The sequence below is a fragment of the Micromonospora sp. NPDC048887 genome, from assembly GCF_040649715.1.
Classification (GTDB): domain Bacteria; phylum Actinomycetota; class Actinomycetes; order Mycobacteriales; family Micromonosporaceae; genus Micromonospora.
Window position 1 is genome coordinate 337,651 of sequence record NZ_JBEZGA010000003.1, and the last position, 23,924, is coordinate 361,574.

At 71.4% G+C, this 23,924-nt stretch carries 18 protein-coding genes; 9 read left to right on the top strand and 9 right to left on the bottom strand.

The window, feature by feature from the left end; translation table 11 throughout:
• Positions 1-53: 53 nt before the first annotated feature.
• Genes AB0C17_RS07100 through mtnA form a run of 6 tightly spaced genes read right to left on the bottom strand, consistent with a single transcriptional unit; the run spans position 54 to position 5,004 of the window.
• Entirely contained in the window at positions 54-860 is an 807-nt protein-coding gene (locus tag AB0C17_RS07100) for an S-methyl-5'-thioadenosine phosphorylase (protein ID WP_357386709.1), read from the bottom strand.
• Positions 833-2,056: a pyridoxal phosphate-dependent aminotransferase gene (locus tag AB0C17_RS07105; RefSeq protein WP_357477148.1), complete on the bottom strand. Its 1,224-nt coding sequence runs from the start codon at positions 2,054-2,056 to the stop codon at positions 833-835. Before AB0C17_RS07105 ends, AB0C17_RS07100 begins: the two co-directional genes overlap by 28 nt.
• Complete coding sequence (mtnC, locus tag AB0C17_RS07110) at positions 2,057-2,743, bottom strand: acireductone synthase (protein WP_357386713.1); 687 nt, start codon at positions 2,741-2,743, stop codon at positions 2,057-2,059.
• Complete coding sequence (locus AB0C17_RS07115; protein ID WP_357386715.1) at positions 2,740-3,324, bottom strand: cupin; 585 nt, start codon at positions 3,322-3,324, stop codon at positions 2,740-2,742. Before AB0C17_RS07115 ends, mtnC begins: the two co-directional genes overlap by 4 nt.
• A gap of 28 nt (positions 3,325-3,352) precedes the next feature.
• The gene (gene mtnB, locus AB0C17_RS07120; protein ID WP_357386717.1) at positions 3,353-3,973 is read right to left on the bottom strand and encodes a methylthioribulose 1-phosphate dehydratase; all 621 of its coding nucleotides are present in this window, start codon (positions 3,971-3,973) and stop codon (positions 3,353-3,355) included.
• Positions 3,970-5,004: an S-methyl-5-thioribose-1-phosphate isomerase gene (gene mtnA, locus AB0C17_RS07125; protein ID WP_357386719.1), complete on the bottom strand. Its 1,035-nt coding sequence runs from the start codon at positions 5,002-5,004 to the stop codon at positions 3,970-3,972. Before mtnA ends, mtnB begins: the two co-directional genes overlap by 4 nt.
• A 269-nt stretch (positions 5,005-5,273) precedes the next feature.
• On the opposite strand from mtnA, the gene AB0C17_RS07130 reads away from it, so the two are divergent.
• Both AB0C17_RS07130 and AB0C17_RS07135 read left to right on the top strand, forming a co-directional pair.
• Positions 5,274-8,396, top strand: coding sequence for an amino acid adenylation domain-containing protein (locus AB0C17_RS07130; RefSeq protein ID WP_357477151.1), 3,123 nt, complete (start codon positions 5,274-5,276; stop codon positions 8,394-8,396).
• Positions 8,393-9,811 carry a class I SAM-dependent methyltransferase gene (locus tag AB0C17_RS07135; RefSeq protein ID WP_357468111.1) on the top strand — a complete coding sequence of 473 codons (1,419 nt, stop codon included), beginning with the start codon at positions 8,393-8,395 and terminating at the stop codon, positions 9,809-9,811. Before AB0C17_RS07130 ends, AB0C17_RS07135 begins: the two co-directional genes overlap by 4 nt.
• Positions 9,812-9,863: 52 nt before the next feature.
• Here the strand turns inward: AB0C17_RS07135 and AB0C17_RS07140 are convergent, their stop codons facing one another.
• Entirely contained in the window at positions 9,864-10,421 is a 558-nt protein-coding gene (locus AB0C17_RS07140; protein WP_357468108.1) for a dihydrofolate reductase family protein, read from the bottom strand.
• Positions 10,422-10,642: 221 nt separating this feature from the next.
• Here AB0C17_RS07140 and AB0C17_RS07145 point away from each other — a divergent pair, with 221 nt between their 5' ends.
• Complete coding sequence (locus tag AB0C17_RS07145; RefSeq protein ID WP_357386727.1) at positions 10,643-12,244, top strand: MFS transporter; 1,602 nt, start codon at positions 10,643-10,645, stop codon at positions 12,242-12,244.
• 90 nt (positions 12,245-12,334) lie between these two features.
• Here the strand turns inward: AB0C17_RS07145 and AB0C17_RS07150 are convergent, their stop codons facing one another.
• A complete protein-coding gene (locus AB0C17_RS07150) occupies positions 12,335-12,967 on the bottom strand; it encodes a MerR family transcriptional regulator (RefSeq protein WP_357386729.1) in 633 nt (210 codons plus the stop codon).
• A 1,220-nt stretch (positions 12,968-14,187) separates the two neighbouring features.
• Between AB0C17_RS07150 and AB0C17_RS07155 the strand changes: the two genes are divergently transcribed.
• From AB0C17_RS07155 to AB0C17_RS07170, 4 genes are all read left to right on the top strand, one after another.
• Positions 14,188-14,985 carry an AraC family transcriptional regulator gene (locus tag AB0C17_RS07155; protein ID WP_357386731.1) on the top strand — a complete coding sequence of 266 codons (798 nt, stop codon included), beginning with the start codon at positions 14,188-14,190 and terminating at the stop codon, positions 14,983-14,985.
• Positions 14,986-15,068: 83 nt separating this feature from the next.
• On the top strand, positions 15,069-16,652 hold the full coding sequence (cmdF, locus tag AB0C17_RS07160) for a tyrosine 2,3-aminomutase (protein ID WP_357386733.1): 1,584 nt from the start codon (positions 15,069-15,071) through the stop codon (positions 16,650-16,652).
• Positions 16,653-16,664: 12 nt separating this feature from the next.
• Entirely contained in the window at positions 16,665-18,002 is a 1,338-nt protein-coding gene (locus tag AB0C17_RS07165) for a condensation domain-containing protein (protein ID WP_357386735.1), read from the top strand.
• 11 nt (positions 18,003-18,013) lie between these two features.
• The gene (locus AB0C17_RS07170) at positions 18,014-19,252 is read left to right on the top strand and encodes an acyl-CoA dehydrogenase family protein (RefSeq protein WP_357386737.1); all 1,239 of its coding nucleotides are present in this window, start codon (positions 18,014-18,016) and stop codon (positions 19,250-19,252) included.
• A 302-nt stretch (positions 19,253-19,554) separates the two neighbouring features.
• Here the strand turns inward: AB0C17_RS07170 and AB0C17_RS07175 are convergent, their stop codons facing one another.
• Complete coding sequence (locus tag AB0C17_RS07175) at positions 19,555-20,934, bottom strand: extracellular solute-binding protein (protein WP_357389594.1); 1,380 nt, start codon at positions 20,932-20,934, stop codon at positions 19,555-19,557.
• 189 nt (positions 20,935-21,123) lie between these two features.
• Here AB0C17_RS07175 and AB0C17_RS07180 point away from each other — a divergent pair, with 189 nt between their 5' ends.
• Positions 21,124-22,683, top strand: coding sequence for an amino acid adenylation domain-containing protein (locus AB0C17_RS07180; protein WP_357477155.1), 1,560 nt, complete (start codon positions 21,124-21,126; stop codon positions 22,681-22,683).
• 50 nt (positions 22,684-22,733) lie between these two features.
• Positions 22,734-23,915, top strand: a complete 1,182-nt coding sequence (locus tag AB0C17_RS07185; RefSeq protein WP_357389598.1) for an acyl-CoA dehydrogenase family protein — start codon at positions 22,734-22,736, stop codon at positions 23,913-23,915.
• Positions 23,916-23,924: the final 9 nt, after the last annotated feature.

The following is a 23,924-nucleotide window of genomic DNA, read 5'->3' on the forward strand; positions in this document are numbered from 1 at the left end:
CGACAGGGGGACCGTCCTGCGGGAGGACGGTCCCCCTGTCATTCCGGCAGGCTTCACCCCGGCAGGACGAAGGGGATGGTGAGCCCGTCGTGCGCGTGGGCGCACCGGCATTCCCCCTGGTCACCGAGCCCCGCCACGGTCCGCAACACGAGTTCGCGCAGCCGCTCGACGTTCTCGGAGAACACGCGGAAGACCTCGTCCTGTGCCACCGCGCTCTCCTCGTCGATGCCGGCGTCGAGGTCCGTGACGAGGGCGATCGAGGTGTAGCACATGGCCAGCTCGCGAGCCAGCGACGCTTCCGGAAGGCCGGTCATGTTGATCAGCGACCAGCCCTGCCGAGCGTAGTACTGCGACTCGGCGCGGGTGGAGAACCGCGGGCCGTTGATCACGACCATCGTCCCTCCGTCGACGGCGGGCTGCCCGAACTCGGCCGCGTTCTTCACCACCGCGGCCCGTCCGTCCGGGCAGTACGGATCCGCGAAGCCGACGTGCACGGCGCCGGTGTCGAAGAAGGTGGCGGCGCGGCCACTGGTCCGGTCGACCACCTGGTCGGGCACGACGAACGTGCCCGGCCCGAGCTCGGGGCGCAGCGAGCCGACCGCGCAGGGGCCGAGGACCTGGCGTACGCCGAGCGACCGCAGGGCCCAGAGGTTGGCACGGTAGTTGATCACATGGGCCGGGTGCCGGTGGCCCTTGCCGTGCCGGGGCAGGAAGACCACCTCGCGGCCGCCGACCACGCCGCGCACCAGACTGTCGGACGGCTCCCCGTAGGGAGTCTCGACGCTGACCTGCTCGGCTTCCTCCAGCAGCGAGTACAGCCCGCTGCCACCGATCACACCGACCGGCGTGCTTCCCGCCATGATGCCGCTCCTTCCCGCTGCTTCGTGGTGCTGGCGAACTCGGCCAACCGGCCGGCGGCGGTGGCGATCACCGCGTGACTCTTGCAGAATGCGAACCGGACGAGGTGCCGCCCCGCCTCGGTGTCGGCGTAGAACGCCGAGCTGGGGATGGCGACCACGCCCGCCTTGGTGGCCAGGTCCTGGCACAGCGCGGTGCCGTCGAGGTAGCCGACCGACCGGGCGTCCGCCTGGAGGAAGTAGCCCGCCTCGCAGGAGAAGCACTGCCATCCGGACGAGGTGAGCGCGTCCCGTAGCGTGTCGCGGGCGGCCGTGAGACGCGCCCGGAGCTCGTTCAGCCAGCCGTGCCGTTCGGGCAGCGCCGCGGCGACGGCGTACTGGAACGGCGTGCCGCCGGCGAAGGTGAGGTACTGCTTCACCGTCCGCACGGCGGCGACCATCCGCGCGGGCCCGCACGCCCAGCCGATCTTCCAGCCGGTGGCGTTGAAGGTCTTGCCCGCGGAGGAGATGGTGAGCGTTCGCTCCGCCATCCCCGGCAGCGAGGCCAGCGGGACGTGCCGGATCCCGTCGAAGGTCAGGTGCTCGTAGACCTCGTCGGTGACGGCGATCAGGTCGTGCCGGCGGCAGACGGCGGCGATGTGGGCCAGCTCGGCCGCCGAGAACACGGTGCCGGTCGGGTTGTGCGGCGTGTTGACCAGCACCGCGCGCGTGCGTGGGGTCACCGCCGCGGCCAGCTCGTCGGGATCGAAGGTGAAGCGGTCGTGCTCCGGACGCAGCGGTACGGTGCGCCGGCGGGCCCCGGCCATGGTGATCGCCGCGCTGTACGAGTCGTAGTAGGGCTCGAACACCAGGACCTCGTCGCCCGCCGGGACCAGAGCGGCGATCGCGGCGGTGATCGCCTCGGTGGCGCCCGCGGTCACGAGGATCTCGGTGTCCGGGTCGTACGGTGTGCCGTAGTCGGCCGACCGCTGCTCGGCGATCGCGCGGCGAAGCTCGGGCACACCCGGCAGCGGCGGATACTGGTTGTGCCCGGCGAGCACCGCCTCCGCTGCGGCCTTGAGCAGCTCGGGAGGACCGTCGCTGTCCGGGAAGCCCTGACCGAGGTTGATCGCGCCGGTTCGGTTCGCCAGCGCGGTCATCTCGGCGAAGATCGTTCTGCGGAAGGCCGCGAACTTGGGGACGAGCACGTCGTTGCTCACTCAGGCCACCTCCGTTCTCGCGCCGAACCCGGCGAGGTCGTCGACCACCCGGTGGGTGCCGAAGTCGGTCTCGCAGCCGGGCCGGCGTACGCCCACGGCCCGCCAGCCCGCCGTCCGGGCGGCGTCCAGCTCGGCCCGGCTGTCGGACAGGAACAGGATGTCGCTGCCGTCCGCGCCGATGGCGTGCGCGATCCTCCGGTAGGAAGCCGGGTCCCGCTTGGGGCCGCCGGTCACCGTGTCGAAGTGCCCCGCCAGGTAGCCGAGCAGATCCCCCTGGTCGCTGCGGGAGAACCAGAGCCTCTGGGCGAGCGCGGAACCGGAGGAGTAGATCCAGCAGGGCGTGCCGAGCCGGTGCCACTCGGCGAGTGCCGGCGGCACGTCCGCGTAGAAGACACCGGACAACTCACCGGCCAGAAAACCCTGCTCCCAGATCAGCCCGTGCAGCGTCTTGAGCGGGCTGTGCTTCGCGTTCTGGTCGTGCCAGTCGAGCAGCGTCCGTACCACGTCGTCGAGGTCGTAACCGTCGCCGAGCAGGCCGCGAACCCCGGCGACCACCTCGCGGGTGCCGGGGCGGTCCTGCCGCACCCAGCTCTCGATCCGATCGCGGGCGTAGGGGAACAGCACGTCGTGCACGGCTGACAGCGGGCTGACCGTGCCCTCGATGTCGAGGACGACCGCACCGGTCATGAGGTGGACGCGGGAGCGAGCAGTTCGTCGAGGGTCGGGATCCGGGACGCGATCTCCGAACCGGTGAACTCGGCCACCCAGCCGTCCTCCTCCTGGAAGAACCGGATGGCGCAGAAGTGCGGCCGGGTGCCCATGTCGAACCAGTGCGTCGTGCCCGCCGGGACCGACATCAGGTCACCGGCCGTGCAGACCACGGCGTAGACCTTGTCACCGAGGTGGAGGTAGAAGCATCCGCTGCCCTCGACGAAGAAGCGGATCTCGTCCTCGTCGTGGGTGTGCTCGTTGAGGAACTTCGTCCTGGCCGCCTCCGCCTTGGCCGGCCACTCCGGGTCGGCGTCGTTCGGCACCATCCGGACCACGTCGACGAGCGGGTACGGGCCCTCGGCCGAGAGCCGCTCCACCTCGGAGGCGTAGGCGGCGAGCACCTCCTCCTGCCCGGCGTCCGGGGCCAGCGGGACGGTCGCCCAGCGCTCGAGCCGGATGCCGTGCGGCGCCAGCTCGGCGGCGATCTCGGCGATGTCCTCGGTGCGCGTCAACACGTTCGTACCGTCGTCCTTGGGCATGACCTGTAGCAGGGTCATCTCAGATCTCCTTGTCACTGATGGCACGTCATGAGCGGTCGACCAACAACGTGAGCTGGCACATCGCCTCCAGGCATTCCATGCGGTTGCGGGCGATGTCCAGCGTCGGCCCCCACGTGGTCGCCCCGTGATTGCCGATGAGCATCACCGGCGGCGCGTCCGCGGCGATGCGGTCGAGGACGTCGCCGGCGATGCGGGGCACGTGGGCGTGGTTGTCGAACACCGGAACGACGACCTTGGACGGATCGGAGAGTCCGAGCCCTTTGATGATCTCCAGGTCCGTGAACGTCACGTTGTCGGCGCCGCGCCGCGCCGCCAGGATCGCCGTCGCGGTGGCGTACGGCGGGTGGGCGTGGACGACCGCCTGGGACTCGGCGGACAACCGGTACAGCGCCGCGTGGATGGTGGTCTCGGCCGACGGCCTCGGGGCGTCGGCCCGCACCGGGCGCGCGTCGTCGATGCGGACCTCGACCACGTCGGCGCCGGTGATCGAGCCCTTGCTGACGCCGCTGGCGGTGATGAGGGCGGTCTCGCCACCGGGCATCCGGATCGAGAGGTTGCCCGCGGTGCCCTCCAGCCAGCCGCGGGCGTAGAGCGCGGCGGCGGTCTCGGCCAGGGCGTTGCCCGCGCCGTCGACGGACCAGGTCATGAGACCGGCTCACCCACTGGCGGTGCCGACAGCGGCGTCGTCAGCGGGCGGAACGGCCCGGATTCGGTGACGACGGCGGTCACCAGCTCCGCGGGCGTGACGTCGAACGCGGGATTGAACACAGCGGTGCCCGCCGGCGCGACCTCCACCCCGCCGAACGCGGTGACCTCACCGGCCGCGCGCTCCTCGATGCGGATCTCCGTACCACTGGCCAGCGACATGTCCAGGGTCGACTCGGGTGCGACGACGATGAAGGGGACGCCGGCACGGTGCGCGGCCAGCGCGAGCGAGTAGGTGCCGATCTTGTTGGCCACGTCTCCGTTCGCGCACACCCGGTCCGCCCCGACCAGGACGCAGTCCACCATGCCCGAGGCCAGAGCGGCCGGCCCGGCCGAGTCGACCAGCATGCGGTGCGGGATGCCGGCCTCGGCCAGTTCCCACGCGGTGAGCCGGGCGCCCTGCAGCAGCGGCCGGGTCTCACCGAACAGCACCTCGGCCACGTGGCCGGTGCCGGCGAGAACGCGGATGGCGCCGAGCGCCGTGCCCCACGCCGCAGTGGCCAGACGGCCAGTGTTGCAGTGGGTCAACAGCCGCAACGGCTTCCGCCCGCACAACCGCCGGACGAGTTCGGCGGCCTCGTCGGCGGCTGCGCGGTTACGCTGCTCGTCCTCGACGAGGATCGCGTTCGCCTCGGCGAGCACGGCGTCTGCACCGCCGCTGAGCTCGCCGATCACCCGGCGTACCGCCCAGCTCAGGTTCACGGCGGTCGGCCGTGCGTCGGCTATCCGCCGGGCGTCGGCGCGGACGGCACCTTCGTCGCAGACGCCGTCGCGCGTGTGCGCCCGCGCCGACATCGCCACCGCGAGCGCACCGGCGACTCCGATGGCCGGGGCCCCCCGGATGGCCAGGCGCTGGATGGCGTCGATCACTTCGCCCGGCGTGGTGAGCCGCAGCAGCCGGTACTCGTGCGGCAGGGCGCACTGGTCGACCGCTTCGACGGCACCGTCCCGCCAGGCGATGGAGAGACTCATGCGCGTCAGTCTCGCAACCGGCCGGCCGGGCGGGCATCTTCGATCGTGCGGACAGTGCCGAGGGCGGATCCTCGGTCGTGCGGACGGCCAGCCCACGCGGGCCGGCAGTGGCGGTAGAGCAAGGCGAGAGGTGCGTTGCGTCTCCGGAATCGAGAAGCATGGCTGCATCGACAGAGATGCCGAGACCGGTAGGGGTGGCGATGACCACGAACGAACTCGACCGTGCGCCAGTCGGACCCGGCGGAGTTGATCGCAGGGAATGGGCCAGAGTGGCGGCCGAGGTGCTCGGGTGCGCGACCGAGACGATCGAGGAGCGCGCCGACACCGCATCCTTCATCGATCTGGGCGGCACCTCCCTGCGAGCGGCCGACTTCGCCGCCCGGGTCGAGCGCCGGCTGGGCGTCGCGCCACCGTTGCGCGCACTGCGGGCGGCCGTGCCGCTCACGGAGGCCATGGCGCAGGCGACCGCGTACCAGCCGGTGTCGGCCGGCGACGACAGCACCGCCGTGGACCGGCCGCTGCTGACCGGCCAGGCCGGCATGCTCCTGGCCGAGGACATGATCGACGGTCGCCCGGTGCGGGTGATCTTCACGGCGGAGAGCGCCGTACCCTTCGATCCGGAGCGGCTGCGGTCGACGCTGGCCGCGCTCACCCGCAACCACGAGGCACTGCGCACCATCTTTACCTCCGGCGCCGCCGCGCGTGCCGAGCGCGAGGCCGCCGCGTCCTCCCACGGCGGGTACGTCTCCGGGTCTCCGGGCGACGACTTCAGCCGCCGGGTGCTGCCCAGCTGGGAACCGCGGCTGATCGAGCAGCGGCTGTCACCGCCGGCCGGCGGTGACGTGGTGGCCATCGTCCACGGCCAGCTCTCGGCCGCGCCGGGGCTGCTGCGGCCGTTCGAGGAGCCGCCGATCCTGTTCGTGCACACCCGGGTCGAGGGTGGGCCCGACCTGCTGAGCGTCCTGTTCCATCACACGTTGATGGACGGGTGGGCGCTGGGCCGGTTCTGGCACGCGTTCGCCCACGCGTACGCCACGGGCGTCGCCGAGCCCGGGCCTTCGCCCGACCTGATCGCGGCCTGGCATCGGGAGATCAGCGAGAACGGGCGGCTGGCGGAGCTGACCCGCCTCGCCGTCGAGGACCTCGCGGGGCTGCCCGACACCGTGCCACTGCCCGTCGACCGCAAGCGGCCCGAGGTCCCCGACGTGACGGGCGTGCACCTGCCGTTCAGCCTGAGCGCCGAGCTGCGGAACCGTGTCGAGGCGACCGCGCAGCGGCTCGGCGTGCCCCACACCGTCGTCGTGTGCAGCGCCTGGGCGATGGCCGTGGGGCGTCGGGCCGGTCTGCGGGACCTGGCCATCGGCGTCGCGATGTCCGGGCGGGAGGCCATTCAGCTGCACGACGTGCTCGGGCTGTGCGTGCGGATCGTACCGGTACGTTTCCAGATCGGCGGCACCCGTACGGTCGCCGAGCAGCTGCGCGCCTGGGCCGCCTCCTGGTCCGCCGCCACCGGCCGCTCCGAGCTGCCGTTCGAGGAGATCATCCGGGCGCTCGGGAAGGAGGAGGTCCGCGATCGGACGCCGGTCATCCAGGCCGTGTTCGAGGCCCACGACGAGCTGGTGGGCGACCGGCTGCGCGCGGGTGGGCTGGACCTGCGGCTGCACGAGGGATACGGCGGCTCGTCCATGATGGAGACGACGCTGTTCCTCACCAACTGGGGTGAGCGGCCGTCGTTGCAGCTGGAGTACCAGCCGAGCGTCTTCCGGCCGGACGAGGCGGTCGCCCTGATCGAGGGCTTCACGGCGGCGCTCGAGGAGCTGGTCACGGACCTGGACGCGCCGGTGTCGACGGTGCGGGCCATCTCGGCGGGGCAGCGGCGGTGGCTGGAGGAGCTCTCCGACGGGCCGGCCACCGACTGCGAGGCGGATCTGTGGCACCTCTTCGAGGAGACGGCAGAGCGTTTTCCGGACGAGGTGGCGGTCGATGACCTGACGTACGACGAACTGCTCGCCGCCGTGCGTACCCAGGCCGCCGCCCTGGCCCAGGTCCGCCCGGGCGACCGCGTCGTGCTGGCCGTACCCCGCGGCGTCGCCGAGGTCGTGGCCGTGCTGGCGGTGCTGCATCGAGGAGCGACCTACGTGGCGGTGGACCAGGCCGCCCCACGTGAATGGCTTGCCCAGATCCTCCGCCAGGTCTCGCCCGTGGCCGTCATCGGCGCGCCCGAGGTGGCCGAGCTGGCCGGCCGGCCGTCGGTCGAGCCGTGGACGCCTGCGATGCCGCTGGAACCCGGGCCTGAGCCGGCGCCCGCCGACCCGGGCCGCTTCGCGTACATCGCCTTCACCTCCGGCTCCAGCGGAAGGCCCAAGGGCGTTCCCGTGCCGCACCGCGCGGTGGTGCGCCTCATCCGCGACGCCGGCTATGCGCGCAAGGGCCCCGGCGAGCGCTTCCTGCGGGCCGCGCCCCTGGCGTTCGACGCGTCCACGTTCGAGATCTTCGGGTCGCTGCTGTCCGGCGCCGGCCTGCAGGTCCTTCCGGACGGGCCGGTCGCCCCGACCGAGCTGGCCCGGTTCCTGATCGAGCGTGAGGTCACCGTCGCGTTCCTGACCACCGGCCTGTTCCGGCTCATGGCCGACCACCGGCCCGAGGCGTTCGCGCGTATGCGTCAGGTGATCACCGGTGGTGAGGTCACACCGCCACAGCAGGTGCGGCGCGTGCTGGAACGCCACGAGGGACTGCGGATCAGCCTCGCCTACGGCCCGACCGAGTGCACCACCTTCACCACGATCCACCACTTCGACTCGCCGGCCGAGGTGAGCGACCCGCTGCCGATCGGCCGGCCCCTGACGGGCACACGGTTGTTCGTGCTCGACGACGAGGGTCAACCGGTGCCGCCAGGCGCGGTCGGTGAACTCTGCGTCGGCGGCATCGCGCTCGCCGACGGCTATCTGGACCAACCCGAGGAGACCGCCCGCGCCTTCGGCGCGAAGGCGCCGGACACGGGTGAGCGCCTCTACCGCACCGGAGACCTGGTGCGCTGGGACGGTCGCGGTCGCCTCATGTTCGTCGGTCGCCTCGACCAGCAGCTCAAGGTACGCGGGTTCCGCGTCGAGCCCGAGGCGGTGGCGCGGCGGCTGCGCGAGCACCCGGGGGTGCGCGACGCGGTCGTCGTCGGCGAGGGCAAGGTCGCCGACCAGCGGTTGATAGCCGGGGTCATCCCTGAGGGCCCGGCCCCGTCGGCGGCCGAGCTGCGGGCCTGGGTGGGCCAGACGCTGCCGGCCTGGGCCGTGCCGGAGCTGTGGGCCTTCATCGAGGCATTCCCCCTCACCAGGAACGCCAAGGTCGACCTGCGGGCGCTGGCCGCGCAGGCGGTGGCGATGGGGAGCGGGCGATGACCGGCCTTGAGACCGTCCTCGGCACGCACCCCCGGGTGGAGCGTGCGGCCGTGGGAGACGGTGTGATCTATGTGGTACCGGCCGACCCACGGCAGCCCGAGTTCGTCACGCGCTGGCGCCGGCTCTATGACGACCTCTACTCCGCCGACTCCGAGGCGGCCGGGCACACCTCCGACTTCAGCGGCTGGACCAGCAGCTACACCGGAGAGCTCATCCCGACCGACCAGATGGAACAGTGGCGCGGGGCGACCGTCCGCCGCGTGCGTGCCCTGAAGCCGTCGCGGGTGCTCGAGGTCGGCGTCGGGTCGGGACTGCTGCTCTGGCACCTGGCCCCCGACTGCGTCGAATACCGGGCCACCGACTTCTCGCCGGTCACCATCGCGAAGCTGCGGGCCCGGCTGCGGGGCGCGGGCGTTCCCTGGGCGGGCCGGGTGCACCTGCGGGCGGCCGAGGCCGTCGAGACCGACCGCTTTCCCGAGGGTTACTTCGACACGGTGATCCTCAACTCGGTGACGATGCACTTCCCCGGGCACGGGTACCTGCGCCGGTTCATCGAGCAGGCGCTGCGGGTGCTGGCGCCGGGCGGCCGGTTGTTCGTCGGTGACAACCGGAACCTGAGCCTGCTGCCGCAGTTCCTCACCGAGGTGCAGCGCACACGCGACCCCGCGGCCTCGCCGGCCGAGATCCGTGACCGGGTACGCGAGGCGGCCGTCACCCAGCAGTGGATGCTGCTCGCCCCGGAGTACTTCGTCGCCACGGCGCGGGAGCTGCCGGACGTGGTGGGCGTCGACATCCAGCTCAAGCGCAGCTCCGCGGTGAACGAGCTGACCAGCTTCCGGTTCGACGCGGTCCTGCACAAGGGGCCGGCACCGGTCCGCTCACTCGCCGGTGTGCCCCGGCTGCGGTTCGGCGATCTGCCCGACGGTGCCGATCTCACCGGACTCACCCGTCAGCTCACGGAGCGGGCGGGCGAGGACCTGCGGGTGACCGGTATCCCGAACCGGGCGCTGACCGCACTCGTGGCCGCGGCGGATGCCATCGAGCGCGCCGAGCCGGTCCCGCCCGGCGAGGCATGGGGTTGGCTGCCGGAGGATCTGCACCTCCTCGCCGAGCGCCTCGGCCGTACGGTCGTGGTGACCGCATCGGCGCGTCCGGACGAGATGGACGCCGTCTTCCTCGGCACCGACGCGGCCGAGCCGCTGACCGACCTCTACGAGGTGCGGGAACCGATCGAGTCGGCGGCGCACTACCTGAACCACCCACAGGCGGCGGAGCTGGCCGAGGACATACGCCGCTTCGTCGCCGAACGGTTGCCCGAGTCCGACGTCGCCCCGATCAAGGTCGTCAGCGCGCTGCCTCCGGCCGTCGAGAAGCGGCTGCGCGACCTCGGCCGGCACGACGGGTCGTGTCGTTGACGGCCGGTCCAGGCCGGCCGGACGGCCAGGGGCGCACGTCCGTCACGGGCGTTCAGAGATCACGGATCGGACGGTAGCGGACGGTGAGCTCGGCCAGCGGGTCTTCCTGCAGTGTCGCGCGCAGCCGGATCGGGGTGCCGCCCGGGTTGTCGTACAGCCGGATACCGTCGCCGAGCAGCACCGGTGCGATGTGCAGGTCGATCTCGTCGATGAGGCCGAGCTGGAGCAGCTGCCGGCCGATCGAAGCGGAGTGGATCTCGACGTTCTTGCCGTTGGCGGCCTTCACGGCGATCCGCAACGCCTCGGCGACGTCACAGGTCAGGAACGTGACGCCGGGCGACGGCTTGGCGTCCTCGGGGTGGTGGGTGAGGATGAAGACCGGTCCGTCCCAGTCGCCGTAGGGCTTGGTGTCGCCGTACTTGTCGTAGCCGTCCCGACCGCCGAGCACGGCGCCGAGGGTTTCGATGTACGGCTCGATGATCCCCGGAGTGTCGGAGAGACCGTCCATCCAGTCCATCGAGTGGTCCGGTCCCGCGACAAAGCCGTCCAGGGACATGGAGAAGTGCCAGAGCACCTTGCCGTCGGCGGTCTGTGGCGTGAATTCGTGCATGGTGACCCCCAGCCTGGTTGCGGTTTGCAATCGGTGCACCATATGCCAAAGAGGAGTGGATCGCAATCAATTCGGGGGTGGTGTGTGCCGCGTGTCGGAGCCGCCGGACGTCACCTGGGCAAGCTCGAAGAACAAAACGGACATTGAGTTCGATAGTCTTGCTCCCCGCTGGAGGCCCGTCCCGGGTCCACCGGTGACGGAACGGACCAGGAGGATGCCTGATGCGACCCCCCACTGACGACATTGAGCCGGCTCGGGCCGGCAGACGCGAGTGGATCGGGCTGGCGATGCTGGCCCTTCCCGCGTTGCTGCTGTCCGTCGATGCCAGCGTGCTCTTCCTGGCACTCCCGCAACTGAGCACCGACCTGGGCGCCACCGGCGTCGAGCAGCTCTGGATCATCGACGTGTACGCCTTCCTGACCGCCGGGTTCCTGATCACCATGGGCGGTCTGGGCGACCGGATCGGCCGGCGCCGGATTCTGCTCGTGGGCGCGGCCGCCTTCGGGCTCATGTCTCTGCTCGCGGCGTACTCGACCACCCCCGAGATGCTGATCCTCGCCCGGGCCCTGATGGGTGTCGCGGGCGCCACCGTGATGCCGTCGGCGCTCGCCCTGATCAGCAACATGTTCCGCGACCCACGGCAGATGGGCCTGGCCGTCGCGGTCTTCATCGGCTGTTTCATGGGCGGCGCGGCGGTCGGTCCGGTGGTCGGCGGTGCCATGCTGACCAGCTTCTGGTGGGGCTCGATCTTCCTTATCAACGTGCCGGTGATGCTGGTGATCGTGCTGGCCGGGCCGGTGTTGCTGCCGGAGTACCGTGGCCCGGACGGCGGCAGGATCGACCTGGTCAGCGTGGTGCTGTCGCTCGGTGCGATCCTGCCTGTCATCTATGGCCTCAAGAAGCTGGCGCGCGACGGGTGGGCGGTCCCGCCCGCGCTCGCCCTGGTGGCCGGGCTGGTGATGGGCTTCCTGTTCGTGCAGCGGCAGAAGCGCCGGCGGGATCCTCTGCTCGACCTGAAGCTCTTCCGGCATCAGGCTTTCACCGGCGCCCTCATGATCATGATCATCGGCTCGGTGATGATGTCCGGCATGTCGCTGATCTTCACGCTCTTCCTCCAGTCGGTGCGCGGCCTGACGCCGCTGGAGACCGGGCTCTGGAGCGTTGTCTCCGCGGCGGCGCTCGTCTCCGGCTCGATGACCGCGCCGATCCTGGCCCGGAGAATCCGCCCCGGCGTGGTCATCGCCATGAGCCTGGTCGCGTCGGTGGCCGGCTTCCTGCTGATGACGCAGGTGCAGAAGACCGGCCCGCTGGCCCTGCCGATCGTCGCCATCGCGTTGGTGTCGTTGGGCGCCGGCGGTTTCGCGTCGATCGCCACTGGTCTCGTGGTCAGCTCGGTGCCTCCGGAGCAGGCCGGCTCGGCGTCGTCGGTCTCGTCGATGAGCGGCGAGCTGGGCGTCGCGTTGGGCATCGCGGTGATCGGCACCATCGGCACGAGCATCTACCGTGGCCTGCTGGATGTGCCGGCGGGCGTGCCGGGAGGCGTTGCCGAGACGGCCCGGGAGAACATCACGGGCGCGGTCGCCGCGGTGGCCGGCCTCCCGAGTTCCACCGGCGCGGCCCTGCTCGAGGACGCACGCGCTGCCTTCACCACGGCGCTGCAGAGCGTGGCGGGGATCTCCGCGGTGATCGCCACGATGCTGGCGGTGGTGGCTGTCACGGTGCTGCGCCGGTTCCCACCCACGGGCGGGACGCCGGATGCCACGGGCGACGGCGATCCTGCGGCGGGGCCGGCGGTGACCAGGGAGGCGTCGGCCCAGGTCTGACGCCGCCGCGAAACGCAGACGCCACCCCCGCCGGGGGTGGCGTCTGCCGTTGTGGAGGGCGGGGGCGAGCCGGGACGATGCGGGCGGCCGTCAGTCGAACCGCAGGGCGACGTGGTGCTCCAGAGCCATCCTGCGGATCGCGGTCAGCGCGACCTCGAGCAGGACGCTGCGGGCGGCCGCCTCCCCCCGGTTGGGCTTCTCGGGAGAGAGCAGGTCGAGCTCTCGGACGACGAGGCGCTCAGCCGCCTCGGCGTACGGGGAGAAGAAGTCCATCTCGCAGTCACAGCCCAGCTGTCGCAGTGCCGCCAGCACCTGCGCCAGGTGGCTGCTGACGGGCGATTCCGGATCGACCCGCCAGCCGTGCTCCTTGATCAGGATTTCGACGTCCTCGCGTGCGGCACGCAACACGTCGGCGTTGTCCGGCCGGGGATCCTCCTGCGGGACCTGCGTGCGGTTGATGACGTCGAAGAGCCCGGGAAGGGGGAGTGCCTCGTCTCCGATCGCGGTGAGGAGGGCGCGGACCGTGGTGAGGTCGAGTTGGCCGATGGTGGTGAGCGCGCGGATCAGTCGTAGCCGACGCAGGTGTGCCTCGCCGTATACGGCCTGGTTGCGGCCGGTCGGCTCGCCTGGCGGGAGCAGGCGTTCGCGCAGGTAGAACTTGATCGTGGGAACCGGTACACCGGTCTGTTTGCTCAGATCCGATATTCGCATGGAAACCCCCATATTCCGCGGGCATCTGTTCCCTGCATCAGTTCGTCCCGCGAGCCCGGTGTGATTGTACTTTGACGGGCCATGTCGTGGCTGTGTGAAAGAAGACGGGTGCCCTGGTTGACACCAAAAGCGGCACCGACCGGAGCCGAGGCCGCTTACGGTCGCACTACGTAACTGTGGCGGATCGTTAACTCGCCGGCCCGACGGTGCCCGGAGTCGATTATCACTGCCGTTTTCTACCGTCGGGTAATAGCGATTGATTGAGGTGGGCCGTCAATTAGCGGACAGTATTGACGGGTGGAGTCCGGCGGCGCGCGCCTCAGGCCGCTGCCCAGCGTGGTGCGTCACGGGTGCCGCGACGGTGCTGGCGGGAATCTCATTGAGTCGCGTTGCCGACGGTCTCCCTCGTGCGGATGGATTGTGCGGGCATGCATATTGTCGATGCGGCACGTTTCCGGTGTCTTCTCTGTCCGTGCTAGGTAGCGTCGCGGCTACGGTGCGTGACGAGGTTGGCGCCCTCGCCCTGCTTCATCCAGGGCCGCGGCGTGCGCCGTGACCGGGTGTGGTGGTCCGGGGTCGGCTTGCCGCGGCGGACCACCGGGTGGGCCGACCGCAGGTCGGAGTGCTCGGGCCGGGGGTGAAGCGGGGTGCGCGGCGTCCGGGGCCTGCCAGGGGTCGTCCGGCGGTCGACGCGCGGCCGGCGTCGTGGGTGGGTGGTTCGGGCCGGCGGGCGCGGGCGGGGTGTCGGCTGCTGACCGTCCTGTGTCGATTTGTAATGCCAGTGTGGCCTGGTCTGTCCAGGCGGGCGAAGTCGTTTCTGAGAAGAGTCGGCGGACCGGCTGCTAATGGTGTAGAACGTCCGTATTCGAGCACTTCATGAATGAATGCTGCATCGACGGTGTCGATTTTAGGTTCAAGCATCGGCGAGTATCAGTATCCATTCCGGCAGATGTGCCCTGGGCTGCGGATTCCGGCGGCAGCAGATAGTTTCAATATCCAGAACTACTTCACGTGTGCGCTGCGTACCCGGGTGGTAAGTGGAGGGTATTGATCGCCCACAGGGGGTCGGCTAGCCTGTCTCCGGGGATCAAAGAGTTCCACATCGATCGATGGTAACGCTGTCCCGAGAGCAATTTGGGCGATTATTTTTATGTCGCTGTCCAGGCGACCGTAAATTGTCGTCAGAATTGCGCTGCCACTCTAGATTCGTCAACTGTCATGAGGGGGAGACCATGCAGGACGTTGCCGAACGGGCCGTGCTACGGGCGATCGAAGCCATGCACGAGCGGCTGGGCGATGAGCTGACCGTCGACGACCTGGCTCGCGCCGCGATGTTCAGCAAGTTCCACTTCACGCGGATCTTCCAGCGGTTCACCGGCGTCTCGCCCGGCCGCTTCCTGTCGGCGTTGCGCCTGCAGAAGGCCAAGCAGCTGCTTGTCTCCACGTCGATGAACGTCGCGGACATCAGCGTACGGGTCGGGTACAACAGCGTCGGCACGTTCAGCTCGCGCTTCAGCCGCAGCGTCGGCATGTCGCCGACCGTGTACCGCCGCCGCGCCGGCTACGCCGCCGCCATCCAGGCCGCCACCGACAGCGCGAGCCGCCGATCGAACGCCCGGCTGTCCTGCCGGCTGCGGCTGCCCGAGTCGGACGACGCGGTGATCTTCCTGGGCATGTTCGCCCACCGGATCCCGGAGGGCCGACCGGCGCGCTGCGCGGTGCTGGAGCAACCCGGCCGGGTCGTCTTCAACTCGGTGCCCGTCGGCACCTGGTACCTGCTCGCGCAGTCGGTGTCGCTGGACGGAGCCGGAACCGGGACGGACATCGCCGACCGGCCCGTGTCGGTCGCCACCTACGGCCCTTTCACGGTACGGGCCGACTCGACGATCATGGCGGATCTCGAACTGCGGCCGGCCCGCGACCTGGACCCGCCGGTCCTGCTCGCCCTGCTCGACGCACGCAAGTACGCGATGGAGCGGATGAGCGAGGAGCGGGACACCCAGCCGGAATTCGAGCGCAGCGCCGCCTGACCGGCGTCACTCCTCCGCCAATCGGACGCGGCCCGGCAGCCGGGACAGTGACCATCCGTTTCGCCACACCAGGAGGGAGCGTCATGACCACGGTCGGTACCGGCGTCCACGTCGCTCTCGACGGCGCGACGCTCGGCCTTCCCGATCTGCGCCGGATCGCCGAGGACCACGTGCCGGTCGCGCTCGGCACCCGGGTGCTGGAGCGCGCGGCCGTGAGCCGGCAGCAGGTCGAGCAGACCGTGCGGCAGCACCTCCCGGTGTACGGGGTGGCCACCGGCTACAGCGAGATGGTCCGCCTGCTCACCGAAGCGACCGACGAGACCGAGTTGCGGACCGGCCTGGTACGCGGTCACAGCGCCGCCGTGGGACCGCTGCTCGGCGAGCCCGAGGCGCGGGCCGTGACCACCGCACGACTGAACGCCCTCGCCAAGGGGCCGTCGGCGGTTCGGCCCGTGGTGCTCGAACGTCTCGCGCTCCACCTCAACGAGGGTCTGACGCCGGCCGTGCCGGAGACCGGACTGCTGGGCGCCGACGGGGACCGGGCCGCGCTGGCCCACATGGTCGGCACGCTGCTCGGCGAGGGGCACCTGCTGCGGGACGGGGTGCGGACGCCGGTCGGGCCGGTGCTGCGCTCGCTGGGCATCGAGCCGCTGCGGTTGGACGTCAAGGAGTGCCTGGCGCTGCTCAACGGCACCTCGGCCATGACGGGCGTGGCCGCCCTGGTGGCCGAGCACGCGCTGGCGCAGGCACGGCACGCCGAGATCGCCGCGGCGCTGGTCGTCGAGGTGCTGCAAGGCTCGCCGAGCCCGTTCCAGGCGGCCGGCCATGAGGCCCGCCCGCACGCCGGCCAGATCGCCAGCGCCGCCAACATGCGTGCGCTGACCGGCGGCAGCAGGCTGATCAGCGACCACGCGGACCGCCGTCGGCGAGTGGCCGCCAGGATGACGGGCGGCAACGGCGACGGGGCCGTGTTCGGCGCCGACGTCGTTCTCCAGCAGGCCTACTCGTGGCCCTGCGTCCCGCAGGTGATCGGCGCGGTCCGGGACACCCTCGGGCACGCCACGCGCACGCTCGAGATCGAACTCAACTCGGCCGACGACAGTGCGCTGTTCCCACCGGACCGGGACGTGCCCACCGGCCAGCCGGTCGCCTTCGTGATGGACTTCCTGACCATCGCGCTCGCCCGGCTCGGCGCGTCCTCCGCCCGGCGCAGCAGCCGGCTGCTCCACCGGCGCGTCGACGACGGCCTGCCGGAGAGCCTGATCAAGGGCGGTCCCGGCTCCGCCGGCACGCGGTACCGGGCCACCGCGCTGGTCGCGGAGAACCGGACGATCGGTCCGGCCAGCACCGGCGGCCCGCCCGGTGACGACGACGAGGACCGGGCCAGTGCGGGGCTGGTCGCCGCCTGTAACTGCCGGCGGGTCCTGGGCAACAACTTCCTCATCCTCGCTTTGGAGCTCCTCGCCGCCGCTGCGGCGGTGGACGTCTCCGGGCGCCTCGACCGCCTCAGCCCGGCTGCCCGGGTCACCTACAGCACCGTCCGGTCGCTGGTGCCCACCCTCGCCGACGACCGCTACCTGGCCGACGACGTCCAGTCGGTCGCCGACGAGTTGGCGCGCGGCACGTTGCTCGACGCCCTCGACGACGCCGGCATCAACCTCCAGTAAGGAGAAGTTCCCATGACCATCACTCCGGAAGCTCCGCAGGCGCCCAGCGCGCTCTCGCTGCAGCAGCAGTTCCTCTGCATGTTCGCCCAGGGCTTCGAGGCCGGGCCGTTCGGGCCGCACTACGTGGAGGTCGGCGGGTGGCGCATCCACGGACGCGTCGACGGGCAGGTCCTGCGCCGGGCGTTGGCCGACGTGGTGCAACGGCACGAGGCGCTGCGTACGGTGCTGCACCTGGAGAACGGCGGCGGCACCCAGAGCGTGCTGCCCGCCCGGCCGCCCGAGCTGCGCGAGGTGGAGCTGGACGGCTCGCCCGGCGTGGACCGGGACCAGCGCGCCGAGGAACTCATGATCGAGATGGAGACCCGGCCGTTCCCGATCGACGAGGTTCCGTTGATGCGGGCCGTGCTCGGCCGCTTCGACGAGCAGGACTCGGTGCTGGTGCTCTGCACCCACCACAGCGCCGCGGACGTCTGGTCGCTCCAGGTGATCCTGCGGGACCTGGCGGAGTGCTACGCGGCGCGCGTCGCCGGGGACGAGCCGCGGCTGCCCGAGGCGACCCAGTACCGCGACTACGTCTCCGCGCAGCAGGAGGAGGCCGCGGGGCCGACGGTGGCGGCCGCACGTGCCTACTGGCGTGAGACGCTGCGCGGCGCCCGGATCCTGGTCGAGCCGACGCACCGCAACGAGCAGGCCCCGGCGACGAGTTACCACCGCTTCACCACCGACGAGCACCTCAGCACCGAGGTGTCCCGGCTGGCCCGGGAGACGCTCAGCTCGCCGTTCATGGTGCTGCTCGCCGCGTTCGCCGTCTTCGTCCACCGGCGCACCCAGGCGACCGACATCACGGTGCCCACGTTCGCCCCGGGCCGCCAGCGCGGCTTCCAGGCCACGGTCGGGTCGTTCTTCAACTTCCTCCCGCTCCGGGTGGACCTGCGCGACTGCCGCTCCTTCCGGGACGTCGTCACCCGCACCAGGACTGCCTGCGTCGGCGCCTTCAAGCACGAGCTGCCGCTGCTGCACGTGCTCGCCGAGGCGCCCGAGCTGATGGCCTCGGTGAGCCCCGACGCGGTGCCGTGCCTGTTCCAGGCCGTCCAGCCGCCCTACCTCATGCAGGGCAAGCGAATCGGCGACCTCGAGTACACGGCGATCTGGCGGCGGGTCAAGCCGCAGCCGGTCGGCTCCGAGACCCCGGACGGCATCATCTGGTCGATGCACCTGGGCAAGACCGAAGTGGTCGGTGGGCTCAGCTTCAGCCGCCACCTGTTCGAACGCGCCCAGATCGAAGAGCAGGTGGCCGGATACCTCGGCGTGATCGCCGAGATGGCGGCCGACCCGGACGCGGCGATCTGAGAGGCTGACCCATGACCGTCACCGCGAACGACGTGCAGGGCGCGGCCCTGTCATCCGAGCCCGACGTCACCCCGGCCGTGCTGATCGAGCGGGCCAGGGCTCTGGGGTCCACCCTGGTGGCCCGCCAGCGGGAGACCGAGGAGCGAACGTACTACGCCGAGGACACCCACCGGGCGTTCCGGGACGCGGGCCTCTACCGCATCACGGTGCCCAAGCGCTACGGCGGCTACGAGTTCGGCTTCGACACCTTCCTGCAGGTCGTGATGATCCTGACCCGTGCCTGCGCGTCGACCGGCTGGATGTACTGCCTGGGCGCGGCGCACTCGCTGTTCGTCGGCACCATGTTCGGCGAGAAGGCGCAGGCCGAGATCTTCAAGGATCGTGACTTCATCGCACCGCTCGTCAACGCCCCGCACGGCACGGCCCGGCGCGCGGCGGACGGCGGCTGGATCCTGAACGGCGTCTGGAAGTACTGTTCCGGCGCGCCGTACGCGACCCACCTCATCGGCAACACGATGATCATCGAGGAGGGGCAGCCGCCGCGCCCGCTGCTGTTCATCGCGCCCCGCGACCAGTGGGAGATGCTCGACGACTGGGGCTGGCAGCTCGGCCTCAAGGGCAGCGGGTCGCACAGCATCCGGATCTCCGACGGGCACATCCCCGGCCACTTCGGCCTGGAGCTGGACTTCAACGAGATCTCGGTCACCGGTGGCACCCCCGGGCGTGACCTGCACGAGCACCCGCAGTACGGCGGTGCGCCGGCCAGCTCGATGGCCCTGGAGGGCGCACACATCGCGGTCGGCATGTGCCAGGGCGCGCTCGACGCGTACACCGAGTTGATGTTCTCCCGGCCCACGATCCTGCCGCCGTTCCCGCCCCGGGTGGAGGACCCGGACTTCCAGCTCTGGTACGGGCAGGCCAGCAGCATGATCGACGCCGCCGAGACGCTCGTGCTCGCCACGGCCCGGCGCTGGCACGAGCTGTCCGAGCAGCCGGTCGGTGCGTTCACCGCCGAGGAGGACCTGCGGATCGCGCTGACCTGCCGAGAGGCCACGTCACTGGCCTGGCGGGCCGTCGACGAGATCATCCAGCCGACCGGCGGCAGCACCTCCGTACGGGAGGGAGAGCGCCTCGAACGGGTCTGGCGGGACCTCTCCACCGGCCGTACGCACGTCAGTTCCGCCGTGCTGCTCACCACCATGGCCAACCGCGCGTACACCCAGATGCGGCTGCGGCGCGAGCACCGGTGACGGTGATCGCGGCGCCGGGGTCAGGCCGGCGTCGCCGGCCGCGGACACCGTCCGCCGGCTGACGGCGACCGGCCGGGACGCACCGGGCGGTGACACGGATGCGTGTCACCGCCCGGTGCGTCCCCGTCTCCCGGCCGGACGGTGCGGCCCGGCTGTGGGCGTGCGCCGCACACACCGGTGCGGCGTCGCGTGCGGCTCAGGGGGCGCCCTCCGGTGAGGGCCGGGGCACGGCCCGGAAAAGGCGCCAGCCGCTGCCTTCCACTCGGGAAGGCAGCGGCTGGTTCGCCGACCGCGACTGTCGGTCAGGCGCCGAGCCGGAGCCGCTCCGGCTCCGACTGCGGCAGCGCCTGCGGGGCCTGGCCGTCGTTGGCGGCGCCCGAGTCCACCCGACGCGCGTACTCGTCGAGCAGTTGCTGAGCCTGGTCGTTGGCCTGGCTGAACCGCGCTACCAGGTCCGCGCCGCCGACCAGCACGTCGTGCATGGCCTGCACGGCCGTGCTCTGGACGGGCAGGAAGTTGCCCATCACCGCCCCCCGGGTGGCGGGGGAGTCGGGACTGGCCCGGAGCTGGTCGACGGCGGCCCGCTCGTGCGGGTTCCGGTCGTACCAACCCTCGCTGGCGAGCAGGGCGATCGACGCCTCGGTGGAGGGGACGAACGCCCGCCCGTGGTCATAGACGGCGCGGGCGTTGCGCGGGCTGTTCAGGAACTGCATGAGGGCCAGCGCGCCGTCCCGGGTCCGCTCGTCCAGCCCGTCGCGCAGCCACAGCGACTCGCCGGCGATGACGCTTCCCGAGTAGCCGGCCCGCTCGTTGTACGGCATCGGGCTCGCCTGCACGTGGAACCCGGCCCGCCGGGCCGCCCGGACGATGGGACCGGCCTCGACCGAGGTGCTGATCATCATCGCCGTGTCCCCGGCGGCGAACGTCTCCATGCAGCCCCACCAGTCCGACGACTTGCCGGTGTAGAGGTAGTGGCCGGCCCGGTGCAGGTCCCGCCACCAGGTCGCGTAGGCCAGCATCTCCGGGGACGTGTAGTGCACCTTCTCGCTGCGCCCCGACCTGCCGTTGTCGTGGTCGGCGGTCAGCCCGCCCTGCTGGGCCACAGACTGCTGGAACAGCCAGCCGAAGTTGGGCCAGGTGATCCCGCCACGGCGCGCGCCGTTCCGGCCGGCGACGGCGGCGCAGGCGGCCTCCACCTCCGACCAGGTGGCCGGCGGCTCGGTGATCCCGGCCGCGCGCAGCGCGTCCATGTTGGAGTAGAGCAGGAGAGTGGAGGTGTTACGTGGCATCGACCGCAGCTCGCCGCCGAACGTGTGGTAAGCGCGCATGTTGGCCACGATGTCGTCGAGGACCACCGGCTCGCCGAGGATCTCGTCCCGCCCGCCCACCGCCTCGGTCACCGAGGTGAAGAACGGCCGTCCCTCCGGGTCGCGGAGGTCCTGAACCTCCTGGAGATACGTGTACTGGTACGAGGCGATGTGCGGCGCCGTGCCCTCGCGTGCGGCCCGGGCCATCTCCCGGGGGAAGGCGCCCACGTTGACGGCCTCGACGACGGCCCGGTACTGCGGATGCCTGCGGTTGAACTCCTCCGCCTGTCTCCGGACCGGGTCGACGAGTTGTTGCCACATCGGCCAGCGGTTCAGCCAGAGCTTGATTGTGATCTTGTCGGCTGATTCATGCATCAGTCCTGCCACCTCAGGTCGGCGCCGGGGATATTCATAGGGTTCTCATGCTCTGCGCCGTCAGCAGCTGTCGCATCTCCTCGCTTGCCCCGGACCGTCCGCAGGCGGGCACGCGGGAAGAGGACCTTCCCCGGCACGGCGGGCCAGACTTCAGATCCGGAGGCCGGACCTGAAGTGGAGGACTCCGCCATGACCGCACCCGTTCTCGCGCCGGGCGCGCCGGTGCACCTGCTCGTCCGGCGCCGCGCCGAGGCGGCGCCGGAAGCCACCGCCATCTCGTGGGGAGACGAGGCCGTCTCCGCGCGCGACCTCGACCGGCACGCCGCACGGATCGCCGCCGCGCTGGCCGGCTTCGCCGGTCGCCCGGTCGCCGTACGGGTACCGGCCGGACCGGACCGGTACGCGGCGCTGCTGGGGGTGCTGCGCGCCGGCGCCGTGCTGCTGTGGTCCGGCACCGGGGCGGCCGGCGAGCGCGGTCGCGCCATCCTCGACGCGGTGCGCCCGGCCGCCGTGCTGACCGGCGGTGCCGGCGACGAGCTGAGCGACTGGCACACCGGGCGCACCGGTGTACCGCAGATCGATGTGACAGCCCTGCCCGACGCGACCGCGACCGAGCCGTCCGTTCCGCCCGGGGCCTGGGCCTACCTCGCGCACACCTCGGGTTCCACCGGCCGGCCCAAGGGCGTGCCACAGACGCATGCCGCACTGGCGCAGTTCAGTACCTGGTTCGCCACCGAGTTCGGACTGGCTCCGGGCGTACGGGTGGCGCAGTGGGTGGCCCCGGACCACGACCCCGCGCTGTGCGAGACGTTCGCGACGCTGGTGGCCGGCGCGGTGCTCTGCCCGGTGCCCGACCCGATCCGCGCCCACCCCGGCCGCCTGCTCGCCTGGCTGTCGGCGGAGCGGATCGACGTCCTGCAGACCGTGCCCAGCTTCGCCCGCCAGTTGCTGACCGAGAGCACCGAGCGGTCCCGGGTGCCCCTGCTCCTGCGTCGCCTGCTGCTCATGGGCGAGGCAGTGCCGGAAAGCCTGGTCCAGGGATTCCAGGCCGCGGCGCCCCGGATGGCCCTGGCAAACATCTACGGCCCGACCGAGACGGTCGCCGCCACCTGGCACCGGATTCCACGCGGGTTCCGGGGCACCGTGCCCATCGGGCGGCCGATCCCCGGCCGGGACGTGCTGGTCCTCGACGAGCGGGACCGCGACTGTCCGCCCGGAGTGGTGGGTGAGATCGTGGTCGGCAGTCCGTACGTGACCCCGGGCTATCTCGGCGACGACGCCGGTGGGCCGGCCTTCCGCCCCGTGCCCGGCCGTGGGCCGGGGCCCTGGTACCGGACCGGCGACCTGGGCCTGCGCCGCGACGACGGGCTGCTGGAGTTCCGGGGCCGCCGGGACCAGCAGGTGAAGATCCAGGGGCATCGGCTGGAACTGGCCGAGATCGAGTCGATTCTGCTCGAGCACGACTCCATCACCGAGTGCGCCGTGCTCGCCGTGACCGGTGCCGACGGCATCGTCACCAGGCTGACCGCGTACGTCGTGCCGCGGGAGGGGCCGGACCCGGCGCGGTGGCGCGCGCACATGCGGCAGCGCTTCGGTGACGTGATGCTGCCGATGACGTTCCGGGTTGTGCCGCACGCGCTGCCGCGCAACGAGACGGGCAAGGTCGACCGCCGCCGGCTGACCGGACTGGACCAGCCGCCGGCCCCGGCCGACGGACAAGACAGCAGCTCAGGAGATGCGTCGCGGTGACCTGAGCGGCCAGAGTCACACCTAACGGCGTTCGGACTCGAGGAGAATCAATGGACACAGTCACCACGCTGCCACGAGCGGAGCTGCTGCGGCGTGCGGCCGAGCTCGGCCCGCTGCTGCGGAACAACGCACAGGCGTCGGAGGAGCAGCGGCGGCTCAGCATCGAGACGCTCGAAGCGCTGGGCGGCTCCGGCCTGCTGCGTATGCGGGTCCCGCGGAGCTACGGCGGCTACGAGTCCGACATGCGGACCGTCGCCGAGGTGCTGGCCGAACTCGCGCGCGGCGACGGCTCCGCGGCATGGACCGCGTCCGTCTGGCTGATCAGCAGCTGGATGGTCGGGTTGTTCCCCGACTCCGTGCGCGCGGAGGTGTTCGCCGATCCGGACGTGCGGATCAGCGGCATCCTCAGCCCGACCGCCATGGCGACGCCGGTCGACGGTGGCTACCGGGTCAACGGCAAGTGGTCGTTCAACACGGGCTGCCTGCAGAGCGACTGGAACGTCAACGCCGCCGTCCGGCCCACCCCGGACGGCCAGTTCGAGCCCGTCATGGTCCTCGTCCCGATGAGCGAGCTGCAGGTCATCGACGACTGGCACACCACCGGCATGCGCGGCTCGGGCAGCGTCTCCACCGTGGCGGACAACGTCTTCGTGCCCGAGGACCGGGTGCTGCCGATGGGTCCGGTGATCGGCGGGGCGCACCCGCTGCAGCAGGACCCCTCGGCGCCGATGTGGCGGGCCCCGTTCATGCCGATCGCCTGCATGACTGTGGGCGCCGTCGCCTACGGGCTGGCGCAGGCGGCGCGGGACGCGTTCCTCACCCGGCTGCCGGGCCGCAAGATCACCTACACCGACTACGACGAGCAGAGCGCCGCGCCGCTGACCCACCTCCAGGTGGCCGGCGCGACGCTCCGGGTGGACGAGGCCGGCTTCCACATCCTGCGCACCGCCGACCGGATCGACGCGAAGGCGGCCACCGGCGAACCGTGGACGATCGAGGAGCGGGTCCAGGCCCGGCTCGACCTGGGCGCCGCGTGCCTGCGCGCCAAGGAGGCAGTCGACCTGCTGGCCGGTGCGAGCGGCGGAAGCTCGCTCCAGCTCGACGTGCCGATCCAGCGCATCGAGCGCGACATCAAGGCGCTGAACCTGCACGCGATCATGCACCCCGACACCAACTTCGAACTGTACGGGCGGGTGGCCTGCGGGCTCGCCCCCAACACCCAGTACCTCTGATCTCCTGCC